The sequence below is a fragment of the Paenibacillus sp. FSL H7-0703 genome, from assembly GCF_038003485.1.
GTDB lineage: Bacteria > Bacillota > Bacilli > Paenibacillales > Paenibacillaceae > Paenibacillus > Paenibacillus polymyxa_B.
On the sequence record NZ_JBBOPF010000001.1, the window covers coordinates 3,496,701 to 3,511,230 of the forward strand.

Consider the following 14,530-nt stretch of genomic DNA (forward strand, 5'->3'; position numbering starts at 1 on the left):
AGAGAAGCCCTGTTCCAGTCTGTATGAAAGTATTGCCGAGGCAGCTTGCTTAATAAATAGGGCGATTCTTCTGGTCCGGAATGCCACTTTTACGGTAGAAATACGTATTGATCCGATCCCGCCATTCTTTGGCATGCTCAGTCTGATGCTCCAGCCGCTTCAGCACCTGTTCATACATGGCATCATTCAGTTGCCCTCGTAGACTAACCCATGTGTCTCGGAGATGGGCCGCACGTTCTGCACCTTCAAAATGGGTATCATAAATGTGCTGTATGACAGTTTGGCCGGAGTGGAGCAAGTGTGTATAAGGAACATGGTGAAAGAATAAAAGCAGCTCATCCGGGCAGGTGTCCGTAGATTCGTAGATATTAGTATTGGGAGAAAAATATTGTCCTGCATAGCCCGTTCCGGTTGCGGACGTGCGATCTACCCCGATCCCCCGGCAATCAGCAAAATGGTAGGTGCCCCACATAGAATATTCGTACCCGTCTACATCCGGCCCATAGTGGTGATCGGGACTGACCATCCAGCCGACCCCGAGAGGGGCGGTGTAGGATTCGTAGATATTCCATGAATCGAGCAGCATCTGCTTAAGGGTAGAAATCAAATCTGTGTCGCCGTCGCTATTCCCTTGTCTGCCAAACGTCAGCCGAACCCACTCGTCAGCGATTTCGTCTGCGGACAGGTCCGGGTCCCATGCCAACCGGCCATAGCCATAAAGATTGGACTGGGCGAGCAAATGTCCGGTCCAATTGGTGTCTGCACCAATATTGGATACAGCGGCTATTCCATAGTTGGTATGCTTGGAAGAATGCAGAGCGCCACTCACGATACGCTTGATGGTGGAGCCTTTTCCTCGGGCGTAGGTGTCAAAATCCAATACCTCCTTCCATTGCGGAACAAGGTAACATAGATGTTTCTGTTGGCCGGTGTACTCTTGCGCAATTTGAAATTCCAGCAGTACCTGAGTGGATTCCAGCGCACCGAACAGGGGAGAGACAGGCTCCCGCACCTGAAAATCCATGGGGCCATTTTTGATCTGTAAAATGACATTTTCTCGAAACAGTCCATCCAGCGGTTTAAAATGGTCAAAGGCTGCGCGGGCCCGATCCGTCTTGCGATCGCGCCAGTCCTGCTTGCAGTTGTAGACAAAGCAGCGCCAAATCACGCGTCCGCCATAGGGCTGCAATGCATCTGCCAGCATATTGGCTCCATCGGCGTGATGGCGTCCGTAGCTGAACGGTCCAGGCCGATTTTCGGAATCGGCTTTGACCACAAAACCACCCAGATCAGGAACGGCGGCGTAAACTTCCTGGGCTTTGGTCTGCCACCATTCAGCTACAGCTGATTCTAAGGGATCGGCCGTGGTTAACCCGCCGAGCTGAATAGGACTGGCATAGTTAATGCTCAAGTAGATCTGTATGCCATAGGCGCGAAACACCGCAGCTACTTTAGCCACATCCGGTAGGAATTTATCTGCAATCAGCTCAGTCTCTACCTGATGGACATTCACATTGTTGATGGATAGTGCTTGAATGCCTACAGAAGCGAGCAGACGGGCATAGTCACGCAGGCGCTCCATATTTGTAGTAAAGGCATTATTGTCGTAGAAAATAGATCCGCCCGCATATCCACGTTCAACACTACCATCCATGTTATCCCAGTGGTTGATCATGCGGATGGGATTAACAGGGTTGGATAATTGGTCTAGAATGGGGGCGTGCAATGATTCGGTGGTGGGCTTCAACTTCCCATCTAGTCCTCCCTGCAGGTAGCGCAGCAGATGAAAGACTCCGTACAATACGCCTTTGGAGGTCTGCCCTGCGACTGTAACGTATTGTCCTTTGAACTCATCGTTACCATGCGAAGCTGAATATGCCGGATCTGGCATCTCTATCCCGCGAATTCGGTAGCCTTCTGCACCCACTTCTGCCTGTTCCTCTGCGCTGAATCGTTCTGCGACCAAAGGATGTGCTGGGAACGTACCCAGCGCAATGAATGGCGCATTCACAGGAACGGCGCTGATCTTCGGCTGCTGTCCAAACATGGAGGTCAATCCGTGCTGAAGCTCACTCGCAGCCGATTCAAGCACTTCATCTGTCTCATGGACCACGATGAACCTGCACCAAGCGGGCAGCTTTTCTACCTTACTATTGCGGCTGTAATGCAGCCAAGCCGCATAGCCGCTCTCTTTTGGCATATCCATAAGCTTGCTCATATTGGAGCCTCCTTTTGGGCAGGTGAAGATGATCCTCAGACATGCTGTTCCTGATCCTGACTCATATGTTCAGGGAGAGTCAGACGGTTGCCGTTGCCTTCATACAGCCACAAAATGGCGGTAACTCCGCGTGGATAGTATTTGCTGCCGTGAGCAATACCGGACAGTATCTGATCACTCCAGCACCAATAGGATTCTTCAGGGTGAAGGAGCCATGAGACGTGGGCAGCGTCTGCGGCCTGCCCAGCTTCTTCCCAAGGCAGTTCCAGCAGCTCACGGGCAATAAACTGTGACAGATAGATTTTGCTCATCCAGGAGTTGTTACTGGTCGAGGACAGCTTCCAGCCTCCGTCTTCAAACAGACAAACTCCCGGTACCAGTACAGTTTCCAAATGGCGCCGCAGTGCTTGGATATATCCACCGAACCGTCCATCAGGCTTAAGCGCAGCCTCACATCCTGTAAAGTAAGGGAAGATCAGCCCCTCAATGGCAGGAATAATCTGCGAGTCATTGCCTTCCTTAATAACTGCAGGAATATAGCCCTTGTCTGTCATATGTGCTGTGATTGCGGCTGCGCATTTGTCCGCCTGTAAGCCAGCCTCCTGTGAGAGGGAGTTAAGCCCTTTTGAGGCAAATATTTTTTCCAGTGCAACATATACCGCCCAGCATTTGCTGCCTAGATAAATGTTGTTGCGGGACTGACCCAGAGATACGTCCAGACTGTCGTAGGTCGTAATTTCCGCGCCTCCCCGGGTTCTAGAGCTGTCCAAGCCCATCAAGCCGTTTCGTTGTGCCGGGTCGGGGTGATCCCGCCGCAGCATGCTTTCGAAGCAGTCACACAAGACAGGCAGCATACGTGTTGTAAATGACTGATCCTGTGTCTGCTCGATATATACCGTGGCGCAGCAAAGCCAGTTCACCAGCTCCTCATGGCTCATGTAAGAGAAGCAGTCGTCAATCCCTGCCAGCTCATAACAGGAGTATCCCTGCCGGGAGAACACGTTGGCCACGCCCATATCATGCGTAAACGTGATACCACCCGGATAGGTCTGTTCCTCTCCCGGAAAGCGTACCTCATCCCGATAGCTGTACCTTTGGACAAACCACTCCAGCTCGTTGCGTACCGTCCATGGATTTAAAATCAATTCATAGTAGAGCTGATCTGCCGTCAAATCGAGTGTATTCATCATCCGATACTCGCCTTCGTTCACAACCCAGATCGGTTCTCCATCCGCTTGGTGACTAAGCAGTTGGGTGCTGCCATAGTAGCTGTGGATCGCCTGAGCGAGCATAAATTCCTGGTCCGGGCTCAAGTCGGCCGACTCCATCCAGCGATTAGCCTGAACACAGGCTGCGGTGAGGTCTGTAAAATGCTTCAATGCATAGCTCCCCACGTCTTCAATATCCTTGAACAGCCGGGTATAGTAATACGATGCCTCGATGCCTGTCGTTACGATGCCGCCGCGATAGAAGCATATGGCGAAGGTATACGTGCGCTTCTCACCTGCGGGAACGTCCATCAGAAGCGCACCCGTCACGCCCAGGCCAAAGGATAAATTCTCGGCCATGGTCTCCCCAAGCAGCTTCTCCATTGCAAATCCGCTGGCAGGTACTGCTTCGCTGCTGTTGGTCACAATGGCTGTGCTGCGCCCTTGGCCGATGCCTGTGAGTCTTCCCTCCAATGGGGTAGAATCCGTAGCGTCCCTGCGCGGATCTTCTCCAATAATGCGTATGCCGCTATACGGATCACTGCCCTGATAGCCGAAAAAAGCTTTTCGTGCTGCAGTTCCTTGCGTGTTATCGACGGTTAGCTCAGCGAATACCGCCGGAACCAACGCTGCTCGCAGCTCATCCATACCCGCGGTTCCCGGCTCGGGCACCGGGCGAACAGGAGAGTACAGCCGGAACGTCAAATCACCAGCCTGCCATGTATCCGTTCCTGCTTTTAGCTCACGGGTAATGTCTGAATCGGCAAAGGCCATAAGCTGTGGTTCCGTTCGGTTACCCTTTTTCTCCACGTCGTAGCGGGCACTTTCATCCTGTGTGGATGCAAAAAAGGGAAGCGCCTCGTATGATCCGCCATCTTTGGATTGCAGCCCAATATATACATTTTCATCGGCAGGCTTGCCCAGCTCCAAACCGAGTCCGCCGCGATTGCCCTTAAACCCAAGCGTAAAGCTGGAAAAAGAACCGATCGGTGCATGCTGCGTGTTATAAAATATATTTTTCGACATATAATGAAACCCCTTTCATAGTAAGGTTTAACTTTGACTAACTTCACTTAGAGCCTAGCATGTCAAATGACGGGGAACCATTGTCAAATCGCGCAACTATTTATCCAAATCACGCTGAAAGCGATATACTGGAGTATATCCATGTAAGTAAGCCAGGAGGGAAAACATGTCGTCACCACGTTTACCGAAGCGTCCCCATCATCCAGATCTTACAGCTGCCGGAGAGGAATTCTTTTTTCCCGATGTACGGACCACGGTCAATTTGTTTGCCATTCATACACGAAGTGTCGGAAGAGAGTGGAGCTATCCGCCACACGAGCATCCTCAATATGAAATTAACATCGTGCTTGCGGGAGAACAGATCATGGTTGTGGATGGTCGCAGCTATACCCAGCAACAGGGTGATCTGGTGCTGCTGCGCCCGGGCATTGTCCATTCGAGCCATAGTAACGGAGAAGGATTTACGTATTTTTGTATGCATTTCGACATTGATGATAAGCTGTTTCTCTCGCTCCTGAGTCGTCTGGAGCAGGTGGTGTTTCCAGCTGAAGGAACAGTGGCAGGGCAGATGGGACCAGCGCTGGGCAAGCTGCTCGATCTTTCAACGCCAGAAGACATAGGAGTAGGTAGTGATTCGGTGGCAAAGCGTATGCGGATTCAATCTGCTGTGTTTGAACTGTTCGCAACGTTGTGGGAGGCTGTATCCAGTGAAGCGGCCCATCTGACAGGGCGTGGATATGTGCAGGCAGAGCTTGCCCATCAGATTGCCAGTCGTCTTCAGGGCAGAGTGAATCAGCCTTATGGACAGGCTGGCTCGGTCGAAAAACAGGATGGGATCGAGGGGATTTCATCCGAGCTAGGTATTAGCGTGTCCCATTGTAATCGTGTATTCCGTAGCGTTTTCGGCGTATCTCCCCGTGTATATCTATCCGGGCTTGTGCTGCATGAGGCCAAGTTGCTGTTGGCTGATCCGCAATGGTCGGTGCAACAAATTGCCGATATGCTCGGCTATGGGGATATTGCGCATTTTAGCAGACAGTTCAAGCGCTGGTCGGGCCAATCGCCGACATCCTATCGCAAAAGCACGGTACAGGAAAGCCCATACGAATAAAAATGAGTATGTCTTAAAAATAGTTATGATATAATCCTTATAAAGGAGCTGAGAATAATATGAATTTACATAATCAACGTGTCGTCGTGATTGGCGGCAGTGCAGGTATAGGGCTGGCAACAGCCATAGAAGCAGCAAAGCAAGGGGCAAGCATCGTGATCGCTGGGCATGATCTAATCCGACAGGCAGGAATCAATCTTTAAACAAAAACCGGTTCAACACCATACAAAGTGTTGAACCGATTTTTTATGAAAACAGGCTTGGCCCTCTTGCAACTTTTTAGCTTTGCACATCTAATCCTTTATATTTTCGCAAAATACGTGGATAAATCAACTTAGACCCGATGCATACCATCGCCAGCATGGCGAACAGCAAACCGCTCCACAGCGTCCCATGGATTCCCGCTCTGGCAATAAACCACCCCCCTGCCAGCGAGCCGAGTGAGACCCCTAGGTTAATAAACGAGATATAAAGACTGTTGGCAAACGCAGGAGCTTCTTTGGCCTCATCAATCACCCAAATCTGGGCGACAATCAGTCCGCTGGTATGAACGCCCCCCCACACGATAATGATGAAGAGCGTAGGGATAAATGAAGAACTGATCCCGTACAACAGCAAATAGGTGCCCCCCAAGACTACTGGATGAAAAAGAGCGGTCCGTACCTTATGCAAGCCCATGAGCTTGCCAGCCAACAGATTGCCGAGCATTCCGCCGATGCCGAAAATAATAAGCAGAAAACTGATAACCTTGCTGCTCATCCCTGTATTTTGCCCCAAATATTCGGCAGAATAGCTATACACCGAGAACATGGCTGCAAAAATAAAAGTAGCCGCCCCGATATTGAGCCACAGTGATACTTTACGCAAAATGCCAAGCTGCTTCCGATAGGAGAACATTTCGGCTTGTGGTGTATCCGGCAGCATAAATAAAATACCGATCCCTGCAATCCCATTCGCTACCGCAGTAAACCAGAAGGAGGCCTCGTATGAAAATTGATTGGCGATATAGGCTGTAATTGGAATACCGAGTACCATTCCCATGCTCGTGCCGAGAAAGGCCTTGGCGGAAGCTTGCGTTGCTTTTTCCGGGGGATATAACGCAGTGGCAGCGACAAAGGCAAGCGAGAAATACACCGGGTGAAACAGAGCCGGAATGATACGTAAAATTACTAGTAGATAAAAGTTGGATGTATAGGCTGACAGCAAGCTTGTTATGGCAAAAACAAACAACGACATTGTCATGATTCGCTTGCGGTTAAACCTGGACATCAATAGCACCATGAAGGGACCGAACAGCGCGATGATCAATGCAAATGAACTGACAAGAAACCCGGCCTGAGCTGCCGTAATATGAAAACGTTCAATGATGACCGGCAAAATGCCAACCACACCGAACTCAATCGTGTATACACCGAATAGGCCAAGCGCAATAAAAAGCAGGGGCTTACTATATTTCATTAGTTTCATTCCCTCTCCACGCCTTCCTGCTTTACGTCCTTAATTTTGCATGCTAATATTTCATTAAATCATAAAATAATAAGGCAATATTCGAAATAATACATAATAATAATTGTGTTTTTGTAATATTGCCTTGGACTTAAGGAGGCAGATTTGATGGATCAAGTGGATCATAAAATTTTGTTGTGTCTACAAAACCAGGCGCGTATCTCCATGACCGAGTTGGGTAAGGAGGTTGGGCTTTCCCAGCCTGCCGTAACGGAAAGAGTGCGGCGCATGGAGGATAAAGGTATTATCACCGGGTATCGTGCCATAGTTTCACATGAGAAAGTTGGAAAACCGATCATGGCTCACGTGCTCGTGCACACGAATCAATGCAATTCATTTGTTGAGTTTTGCCAATCTGCACCTGAAGTCATTGAGTGCCATAGAATTAGCGGCGAGCAAAATTACTTACTGAAAGTCATGGTTGAGTCTATGCTCAAGCTGGAGCAGTTCGGGGATGAGTGTGGAAAGCACGGGCACTCTACCACGTTAATTGTCCTGTCCTCGCCGGTAGACCATAAACATGTAACCCCCACTTTATTGGACCCTATTTGAGCTACCGTAAATGGCTTGGCAAAGCTCGGTTGTAAACGGACCTGACATCCCTTCGAATGCTGTATTGGTAAAGGCGACCACACTAAGTCTTAGTGCGGGATCAACGAACCACGAATGACCGTAAGCTCCTCCGAGACGCCACGTTCCGGGTGATTCTGCTGTTCCGCTTTCGTCGGGATTTTGGAGTACGGTGAATCCTAGTCCAAAGCCCCGCCCCGGCCAGCCAGCCAAGGGGAGGTTCTCGGTCTGGATGGTGCCCATTTCACGGACCCATTCCTCTGAAAGTAACGGATTGCCGCCGTTTCGCAGGGTTTCCAGCAGCCGCATGAAATCTTTTGCGCTGCCAATCATACCCGAGCCACCAGAGTGGAAAGCCGTGGGACCAAAGGCTCGTGCAGGCTGAAAACGAAGTCCTGCGGTGCCTTCAAAAACCTGCGCAACCTCAAGCTCACGCATCCGCCGGGGTTCTGATATATCGTTGACATAAGGAGCCGCAAGCCGTCCGGCATCGGCGACCGCGAAACTGGTGTCGTGCATACCGAGAGGTTCTGTAACGAGCTTTTTAACAGCAGCATCAAGGGTTGTGCCACATACACGGCTAATGATCGCGCCGAGCACATCAGTAGCAATCGAATATCCCCACGCTTTACCCGGTGCATATAACAGTGGCACAGAAGCCAAACGTTGCAAGTTCTCTTCCAGCGTAAGATTTGAGAAATCCATGCCATCTGATACGCCTGCACGATGATAGGGACCGCCGCCTTCTTCCTCTAAAAAGCCATAGGTCAACCCGGCAGTATGTGTCAGCAATTGGCGTACTGTAATGGAGGGCTGCTCACCACTGATTAATCGGGGGCGAAAATCGGGCAACCAGCGTTCAATAGATTCATCGAGCTTAATCAATCCTTGGGCTGCCAAAACCAAAGCCGCAGTAGATACAATCGGTTTGGATACAGAAGAAAGCCGAAATAAAGCATCCTCATGCATAGGACGTTGTTCTTCTCGATCAGCCAGCCCCGCCGCTCGGACATACACGGGTGAACCGTCCATATATATCATGACGACTGCGCCGACCAGGCGCTTCTCGGCAAGGGTTTGATCTATAACTGCATTTACACGTCCGTCCAGACCAGCTTGTATCGCAAAAACTCTATTATCCAAACCCATAAATATCTCATCCTCTCTATGATCCAGCGGTTACCGCTTGATGGAACTTAGTTTACAGGATGGGAAGACGACATTACATAAGGTAACAAAGGTATTCAGTGAGTATTTGCGTTAAAATAAAATTATATTAAAAGAATGGCCTTGGATTTAAATGAATGGGATTTTACAAGAAGTTATGCTGCGTTTTACAGTGCCTTTTTAAGTTGAGATACGTTGAAAATAGGTGGTAAAATTTACAACAAAGGGGGTTTTATTTATTGAGGATTGTATCGCGTAATAAGTTGGCTTGCTTGGTTGTCCTAGGAGGGATTTTGACCGTAATTGCTACAGGTTTTGGAGGAGGTAAGGAATCTTATAAACTTCCCGATAGCCCAAAGAGGCTGCTGTCTCGACATTTTCAGAATATATGAACGCTTCTATGAGTCGCGATTATGATAAGATGATTTCACTGTCTGATGATTATCGCTTTAAAACAGAACGGGCACGGCTTGATTTTCTAAAAGCCCAGGGAACGCCGATTGATTATCGTATCGTGTCTGTGGATGATTCTAACCCTTCCAAGATTGTTGTTTCGTCGATAACGAAGTATGAGGATATGGAGTTACCTTCCATTAAGCATATTCTTGCTTTTGAGGAAGGAAAGTACAAGCTACAAATGAGAAATGTTGTGATCAATATGATTCCTTCATCACCTGACTACAGAACGGTCGAGTACGAGCCTGAGAAGGTAGATGACAATTTAGAAGGTAATTTCAAGTGATTTTAATTTTTCAATTTTCTAATCCCACGGTCCAAAGCGTATCCAATGAGATACCAGAAAATTAGTGTAGTGAAGTAAACAATAGTTATGGGGATGTCTGCCTCTCGCACAAATCGAAATGATTCATACATCCAAACTAGCGGGCTAATGATAGCCAATAGTATATTATAGTCGTCGTCCCCCGTAATATTTACAGTAATAACTAGACATGAGATTAGGACTAGCCAAAAACGAAAAGATTTCATTGCCTATACCTCCGCAATTGTATTTGTTGTTATAGACGAATAAAAAAAGCTGAAGGTAGCATTTATTCCAAATTTATTTATTAAAATGTATTAAAAAGAACGATATTTCGATCCTATTTACTTGTCACGACTTTTAGTCGTGCGGTATTCGTATGGATTTGAGTGACGCTGGATTCTTTCAGACTTTTCGATTTATGATATACTCTCGATATATGATTTGGATGGGATGGTGATGGCTGAATGAATCGTACACACGACCTAGGCAAGTTAATCAAACTAACTGGAGATAGAGCAAAACTGGACGCTAAAGCAAATGGCACATATATCGTCTACAAAACACCGGATGGTCAATTTGTTAAAGAGTACAGTAATGGTCAAGTCGAACGAATTAAAGAACAGGATATTTTATCATGAATGAGCCGTTTGCTACTATGTTTGTATTCGCAGGAAACAACGGAAGTGGTAAGACTACAATTCGCAATCTAATCGTTGATAGACTGGGTGTAAGTGTTAATATCGATCCAGATGCGTTAGCGCGAGGGATTGATCGTGAAAACCCTGATCGACACAAAGTATCGGCAGGAAAGGAAGCGATTAAGCTAGCGCGGGATTGTATAAGAAATAAACGAGATTTTACCGTAGAGACGACACTTGCTGGTGGCAATGTGATTCGACAAATGCGAGTGGCAAAAGAAAAAGGCTTTGAAGTTATCATGTTTTATGTGGGCCTTGGTGATTATCGTCTTAATATCGAGCGAGTTGCTGCACGAGTTCGAAATGGGGGTCACCACATTGATACCGCTGATATTATAAGACGGCATCAGACCTCACTGGACAATCTTCTCTTACATCTTAAACTTATCGATCATTTAATTGTCATTGACAACAGCAGCTCAGATGGCGTGATTGTATTGGAATCAGATAGTGAAACGATAAAACACCATGTGGCGTTGTTACCGGATTGGGTTAAAATCATTGATTTTTACTTGCAAAATAAAAATACTGGTCAAGAATAAACCAACAACTGTATAATTCAGTGATCGGTTTATTCTGTATTTACATCGTATTGTGTCCACAATGCCAATTCAATGTGTATTGCACCTCAAAACGGAACCCGTTAGTAATAGACTGTTACTATTTTTTAACAAACTTTAGCAAGACGATGAACGGCATCCTGATCGTAGAGGCTTATTGGGGTTTTTTCCCTACACTTTTTTCACTGGACGTAACACTGCGTATCCGTATCCTTCTGGGAAATGCCGCTGATAATCCTGCTTTGTTTCCTCATCCCATTCATACCCCAGGCTGCTAGGGTCAAAGTTCCAAGCCTTCTCCTCCACCATTCTCATAACGTCTCCATTGTTTTTTAAATAATTGAAGAGTGGGTGGAAAAACGCCAGGTAATCTGATTCGGGGATGTCCCGACACTTCATTCCTGCGGGAATCTCTCCATTGTAGTCAGCGGCAACCGGTATTCCATAGAGATATCCCTTCTGACCATCCTGATAGAACCAGCCCGCAGTTTGGCCCAATTGTTTGGGAAGCTTGAGATGAGACATGCTTTCCAATGTCCCGCAAATTTCATCACAATTGTGTCCGTTTCTCCAGAAATCACCGTAGTTTCGAGAAGAAGTATCCCAGATTCCAATAAATTTGTGTGCTGGTATATGCTCGATTTTGACTTCAGCTTCTTGCAAATGATCCTTAACCATCTTATCCCGCTCCTTCAAATGGTAATGATAAGGAGAGAATACCTCAACACGAATGGCCAACGGAATAGGTCGGGGCTCCTTCTGGTATACAGCCGGAGTTACCTCAAACGCTTTTACAAATGCCCGTGTAAAAGCCTCCTGTGAAGAAAACCCATACTTTACTGCAACATCGAGGATGCGGACATTGCTATCCCGGAGTTCCAGTGCAGCACGGCTAATCCGGCGCATCCACACATAATCCCTTAACGTCATTCCTGTAAGAGAATGAAACTGTTTTGTACAGTAGTAAGGGGAGTAGCCTAACTGATCGGACATTCTCAACAACGAAGGTGCTGAAGTAAGATTATTATCAATCCAATCGATCATGAGCTGAACCATTTCGTTCCATTCGTACACGAGGGTTCCCTCCTTTCGACTCCATCTTAACAGCCGGAATACAGAAATATTTGACTTGAGTTGCATGCACTCTTTTGTATTATTCATGAAGCTTTAGTCAAGGGCTATGTTAGTCCTTGTTGTCTTGTTCTATTTTACTCCTCTACATAACGGATATATGGGCGTTGAAAGTACCTTTGATCAGATACGAAATAATATGGTTTGCCTATAACCAGAGGAGGGATCACAGACTTTGAGGAAATATATAATTCTTTATATTCACCTCCGCTAGAAGCATCTCTCTGTATGACCAAGTAATCATCTGTAGTTTTAACTAATTTAGCGGTTTCTGCTGAGTGATGATCTGAATAATAATAAATCCAGCTGAAAATCAGTGAAAAAAATATAATTCTTAAAATAGTTGCAGCCGTTTTATTCTTTGTAATCAACATTCGCGCAAACCTCCCATAATCGATTCTTTCATTTGTAATAAAATATGTATGATTGGTTATTTAACCTGTTTATGTATATTGTAAGGTGTATGATCGGTTGACGAAAGTAACTTTCACACAAAAAGCCTATCTGCCGTTGTTCCGGCAGATAGGCTTTTATAACATAAACGTCCACTATACTTCATGTTTATATGCAGTCTGTGCCTCTACATTGCAATTGCACTGACCACATACTCCCTATTGTCAGTTATTTCTACGCTGACGGGCGCGGGCCTCGCCGCCTTTGCGGCCTGCTTCTTCCCTGCTCATTTTCCCGTCGCTATCACTTTGGTCTGAATTGCCACGGGCTTCGCCGCCCTTGCGTCCGATTTCTTGATAGAATTCCTTGTCATGGTTTTTGGCAGTAGCTTCGCCACCTTTTTCGCCAATCTCCTGATAAAATTCTTTGTCGTGATTTTTAGCAGTAGCCTCTCCACCTAAACGTCCTGCCTCTTCGCGACTCAGTTTGCCATTTTGGTTGTTGTTAGCCATGTTCAATCACTCCTCATCGAATTTTAGTAAAGCGGGTACGTGTATCTATTAACCGTCATGTCAGGAATTAAACATTCTATTTTTTTTATAGAAAATGGTAAATAACTGGATATATCCGCCTCGGTCAGCGTTCCCATGCTTCTGTGTGCAGTTGTTGCTGGCGGTTAAATAATGCCGGATAAATGAACAGGCTGAGCAGCACGCTGGTCAAAATAGCAGAGGTCATGGTAGTGAATACAATTAGCAATTGCAAACGCACGGCGGCAATCGGATTGGCACCTGCGATGATTTGTCCGGTCATCATGCCGGGAAGCTGGACCAGCCCTAACGTTTTTTGCCCCTCGATGGTTGGAATCATACTGGAACGTATGCAATCCTTGAGTATAGGGAAGATGGCTTGTCTAGGCGTGCCGCCTAGCGCCAGAATGAGCATGATTTCAGGCTTGCGCAGCAGGACTTCCGACTTGAGCCGGGACACCAGCAGGCTGGACAAAATCATGGAGCTGCCAATGATCATGCCGCTAATCGGAATCATATATCGGGCTGTCGCAGGAATGATATGCAGGCCAATGAGAAATGTTTGTGTAACGATTTCCACACACAGCAGTGTCAGGAATGACTTCCACATGAGACCGGGGATAAATCGTCCTTTGCGCGCAACATTTTGTGAGGCTACGGTAATCATGAGCAGAATGAATAATACGATAAATCCGTAGCTTTGCATCCCAAAAATCAAATGCAATACATATCCAATCGCCAGCAGTTGGACCGACGCTCTGATCGTGGCGATGATCATGTCTCGGTCCAGACCGAGTTTGAAGGATTTGGACATGACGATAGCGATAAATACAAAACCGAGAGAGAGAATCAAGGCAACAATCGTCATACCCATTCTCCTGCTACAAACCTGCGGGTCTCACTATGCTGCGGAGCATTAAAAAACGTCTCCGTATCCGCTTGTTCTACCAGTCTTCCGTCGATCATCAGCCATGTTTCGTGGCCTACCCTGCGGGCTTGTTCCATATGATGCGTAATCCAGATCATCGTTGTTCCCTCTTTTTTGTTCATTTGCAGCAGCAGTTCCTCAACCTCTTTGACCGAGGCAGGGTCCAGTGCAGAAGTAATCTCATCCAGCAGTAAAATATCCGGGCGGTTCGCGAGTGTCCGCGCCAAGGCCAAGCGCTGTCTTTGTCCGCCGGACAGTTCCTGCGCCTTCTGCTCCAACAGGTCGCGAGTAAGTCCTACGCGTTCCAACAGGCCGGCAGGATCATCCAGCACCGTACCGTGCAGCCGTTCTACGGTTTGGAGATTGTATAGGACCGTTCCCTGAAGCATGGGGGCATCCTGAAAAACCAATGCTACTTTCCGTCTCAGTTCAGGGATCTCCCACTCCGATATAGGTTTGCCGAGGACACGGATATCCCCTTCATCTGGTGTCATTAGGAGGTTGCACAGTGAAAGCAACGTGCTTTTACCAGCCCCTGATGGACCGACCAACGTGGTGATTTTGCCGGGGGAAACTTTTGCCGTAATCCCGTTCAGAACAGCACGTTGCTGTCCAGACCCGGCGAAATATTTGATAATGTGATTGAATTCAATAGCTGGAAATGGATTGAGTTCCATAAATATAGCTAGCTCCTTTGTAGGGGATCGGGAAAGGGATTAGA

At 47.3% G+C, this 14,530-nt stretch carries 14 protein-coding genes and 1 pseudogene; 6 read left to right on the forward strand and 9 right to left on the reverse strand.

Annotated features, from left to right (window positions below):
• Positions 1 to 49: 49 nt before the first annotated feature.
• Both MHB46_RS15410 and MHB46_RS15415 read right to left on the reverse strand, forming a co-directional pair.
• Complete coding sequence (locus MHB46_RS15410) at positions 50 to 2,218, reverse strand: alpha-glucuronidase family glycosyl hydrolase (RefSeq protein ID WP_341162772.1); 2,169 nt, start codon at positions 2,216 to 2,218, stop codon at positions 50 to 52.
• A 35-nt stretch (positions 2,219 to 2,253) separates the two neighbouring features.
• Positions 2,254 to 4,452, reverse strand: coding sequence for a glycoside hydrolase family 52 protein (locus MHB46_RS15415; RefSeq protein WP_341162773.1), 2,199 nt, complete (start codon positions 4,450 to 4,452; stop codon positions 2,254 to 2,256).
• A 166-nt stretch (positions 4,453 to 4,618) separates the two neighbouring features.
• On the opposite strand from MHB46_RS15415, the gene MHB46_RS15420 reads away from it, so the two are divergent.
• Both MHB46_RS15420 and MHB46_RS15425 read left to right on the forward strand, forming a co-directional pair.
• The gene (locus MHB46_RS15420) at positions 4,619 to 5,563 is read left to right on the forward strand and encodes an AraC family transcriptional regulator (RefSeq protein ID WP_341162774.1); all 945 of its coding nucleotides are present in this window, start codon (positions 4,619 to 4,621) and stop codon (positions 5,561 to 5,563) included.
• Positions 5,564 to 5,622: 59 nt separating this feature from the next.
• A pseudogene (locus tag MHB46_RS15425) lies at positions 5,623 to 5,730 on the forward strand (SDR family oxidoreductase); the annotation flags it as partial.
• 112 nt (positions 5,731 to 5,842) lie between these two features.
• Here MHB46_RS15425 and MHB46_RS15430 read toward each other — a convergent pair.
• The gene (locus MHB46_RS15430) at positions 5,843 to 7,021 is read right to left on the reverse strand and encodes an MFS transporter (protein WP_341162775.1); all 1,179 of its coding nucleotides are present in this window, start codon (positions 7,019 to 7,021) and stop codon (positions 5,843 to 5,845) included.
• Between the two features lie 156 nt (positions 7,022 to 7,177).
• Here MHB46_RS15430 and MHB46_RS15435 point away from each other — a divergent pair, with 156 nt between their 5' ends.
• The gene (locus MHB46_RS15435) at positions 7,178 to 7,621 is read left to right on the forward strand and encodes an Lrp/AsnC family transcriptional regulator (protein ID WP_023990936.1); all 444 of its coding nucleotides are present in this window, start codon (positions 7,178 to 7,180) and stop codon (positions 7,619 to 7,621) included.
• On the opposite strand, the gene MHB46_RS15440 is transcribed toward MHB46_RS15435, so the two are convergent.
• Positions 7,604 to 8,788 carry a serine hydrolase domain-containing protein gene (locus MHB46_RS15440; RefSeq protein ID WP_341162776.1) on the reverse strand — a complete coding sequence of 395 codons (1,185 nt, stop codon included), beginning with the start codon at positions 8,786 to 8,788 and terminating at the stop codon, positions 7,604 to 7,606. The two genes, MHB46_RS15435 and MHB46_RS15440, sit on opposite strands and share 18 nt — an antisense overlap.
• A gap of 418 nt (positions 8,789 to 9,206) precedes the next feature.
• Between MHB46_RS15440 and MHB46_RS15445 the strand changes: the two genes are divergently transcribed.
• The 3 genes from MHB46_RS15445 to MHB46_RS15455 all read left to right on the forward strand — a co-directional run bounded on the left by MHB46_RS15445 (position 9,207) and on the right by MHB46_RS15455 (position 10,809).
• Entirely contained in the window at positions 9,207 to 9,548 is a 342-nt protein-coding gene (locus MHB46_RS15445; RefSeq protein ID WP_341162777.1) for a hypothetical protein, read from the forward strand.
• A gap of 485 nt (positions 9,549 to 10,033) precedes the next feature.
• Complete coding sequence (locus tag MHB46_RS15450) at positions 10,034 to 10,207, forward strand: hypothetical protein (RefSeq protein WP_023990932.1); 174 nt, start codon at positions 10,034 to 10,036, stop codon at positions 10,205 to 10,207.
• Positions 10,204 to 10,809: a zeta toxin family protein gene (locus MHB46_RS15455; RefSeq protein WP_341162778.1), complete on the forward strand. Its 606-nt coding sequence runs from the start codon at positions 10,204 to 10,206 to the stop codon at positions 10,807 to 10,809. The genes MHB46_RS15450 and MHB46_RS15455 overlap by 4 nt, the downstream gene beginning before the upstream one ends.
• Positions 10,810 to 10,998: 189 nt before the next feature.
• Here MHB46_RS15455 and MHB46_RS15460 read toward each other — a convergent pair whose 3' ends face one another.
• The 5 genes from MHB46_RS15460 to MHB46_RS15480 form a co-directional block, all read right to left on the reverse strand.
• Positions 10,999 to 11,901, reverse strand: a complete 903-nt coding sequence (locus tag MHB46_RS15460; RefSeq protein WP_341162779.1) for an AraC family transcriptional regulator — start codon at positions 11,899 to 11,901, stop codon at positions 10,999 to 11,001.
• Positions 11,902 to 12,035: 134 nt separating this feature from the next.
• The gene (locus MHB46_RS15465; RefSeq protein WP_341162780.1) at positions 12,036 to 12,332 is read right to left on the reverse strand and encodes a hypothetical protein; all 297 of its coding nucleotides are present in this window, start codon (positions 12,330 to 12,332) and stop codon (positions 12,036 to 12,038) included.
• Positions 12,333 to 12,575: 243 nt separating this feature from the next.
• Entirely contained in the window at positions 12,576 to 12,863 is a 288-nt protein-coding gene (locus MHB46_RS15470; RefSeq protein ID WP_341162781.1) for a general stress protein, read from the reverse strand.
• Between the two features lie 124 nt (positions 12,864 to 12,987).
• A complete protein-coding gene (locus tag MHB46_RS15475; protein WP_029518725.1) occupies positions 12,988 to 13,749 on the reverse strand; it encodes an ABC transporter permease in 762 nt (253 codons plus the stop codon).
• Positions 13,746 to 14,486, reverse strand: coding sequence for an ABC transporter ATP-binding protein (locus tag MHB46_RS15480; protein ID WP_341162782.1), 741 nt, complete (start codon positions 14,484 to 14,486; stop codon positions 13,746 to 13,748). Before MHB46_RS15480 ends, MHB46_RS15475 begins: the two co-directional genes overlap by 4 nt.
• Positions 14,487 to 14,530 lie beyond the last annotated feature (44 nt).